Raw genomic sequence first — 1,382 nt, 5'->3', positions numbered from 1 at the left:
GTGTATCCAACCAAAATTGTGAAGTTAACTTTTCCCAAGTTTCCTTATCAATTTGGTCTTCTAGTTTATTCCAGTTCATTGATTTGTAGTATGTATCAACCATTATAAAAATTTCCTCCTAGATAGAGCAGCTTTCGCATTCATTACTGCCAATTTCGTCATTGTTCTCTGTAAATGTTCTGACATAGTAAAGAGATTTGATACCTTTGTAATAAGCGTAATTACGTAAAATACTTAAATCACGAGTTGTCTGTTTAGTGTCGTTTGCGTCTTTCCAGTCGTAAAGGCCAGCAGGTATTTCAGAACGCATGAATAAAGTTAAACTCATACCTTGATCAATATGTTCTTGAGCTGAAGCATAAGTATCAATTACTTTACGCATATCAGTATCATAAGCGGACTTATAGTATTTGATTGTATCATTACTTAAGAAAGGTGCAGGGAAATATAATTTACCGTTTTTCTTTTCTTGGCGTTCCTCAACAAGACGAGTTACTGGCTGTAAACTAGCACTGGTATTGTTGATATAAGAGATTGAACCAGTAGGTGCTACGGCCATACGATAAGCGTTATAAAGGCCATCACGCATAACGTCTTGCTTCAATTTGTCCCAGTCACTAGGTTCAGGAATAAAGATATCTTTAAATAAATCCTTTACTTCGGCTAATTTAGGAGCAAAGTTAGTAGCGACATATTTGTCAAAGTAAGATCCGTCAGCATATTTTGACTTTTCAAAATTAGCAAAAGTTTCATGACGTTCCTTAGCAATATTATTACTTTCAACCAAAGTCCAGTAGTTAAGTAACATAAAGTAAACGTTAATAAATTCAATGGCTTCTGGTGAGCCATACTCAAGATGATGACATGCCAAGAAGGTATGAAGTCCCATAGCACCTAGACCGATAGAATGACTCATTTTGTTACCGTGAGCTACCGGAGGAACTGCAGAGATATTAGAAGCGTCACTGACAAAGGTCAATGCTCTTGTCATTGAACGAATTGATTTTCCAAAATCAGGACTTTGCATCATGTTTAGAATATTAGTTGATCCTAGATTACAGCTGACATCAGTTCCAAGTTTAGTATATTCTTGAGCATCGTTTAATTCTGAAGGAATTTGTACTTGTTGAATCTCGGTACAAAGATTACTCATAATAATTTTTCCGTCAATTGGATTGTCACGGTTAACCGTATCAATATTTAGAACATATGGATAGCCAGATTCTTGTTGTAGTTTACTGATTTCATCTTCAAGTTCACGAGCTTCGATTTTGTATTTCTTAATACGATCATCTTTAACCATGTTGTCGTATTCTTTAGTGATATCGACATATGAGAAAGGTATACCATAGACTTTTTCAACTGAATAAGGGCTAAATAAA

Annotated in this window: 1 protein-coding gene and 1 pseudogene; both read right to left on the bottom strand. The window is 35.0% G+C overall.

From position 1 onward, the window contains the following. A pseudogene (locus tag FHL06_RS13085) lies at nucleotides 1-103 on the bottom strand (class 1b ribonucleoside-diphosphate reductase subunit beta); the annotation flags it as partial. A gap of 15 nt (nucleotides 104-118) precedes the next feature. Next, nucleotides 119-1,382, bottom strand: a 1,264-nt coding sequence (locus tag FHL06_RS13080; RefSeq protein ID WP_475392986.1) for a ribonucleotide reductase large subunit, incomplete at its 5' end; no start/stop codon positions are given.

This window comes from Companilactobacillus halodurans, assembly GCF_009600985.1.
In the GTDB taxonomy this organism is placed as follows: domain Bacteria; phylum Bacillota; class Bacilli; order Lactobacillales; family Lactobacillaceae; genus Companilactobacillus; species Companilactobacillus halodurans.
Note: the sequence above shows the minus strand (reverse complement) of the source record. Positions and strands in the feature narration are given on the sequence as shown.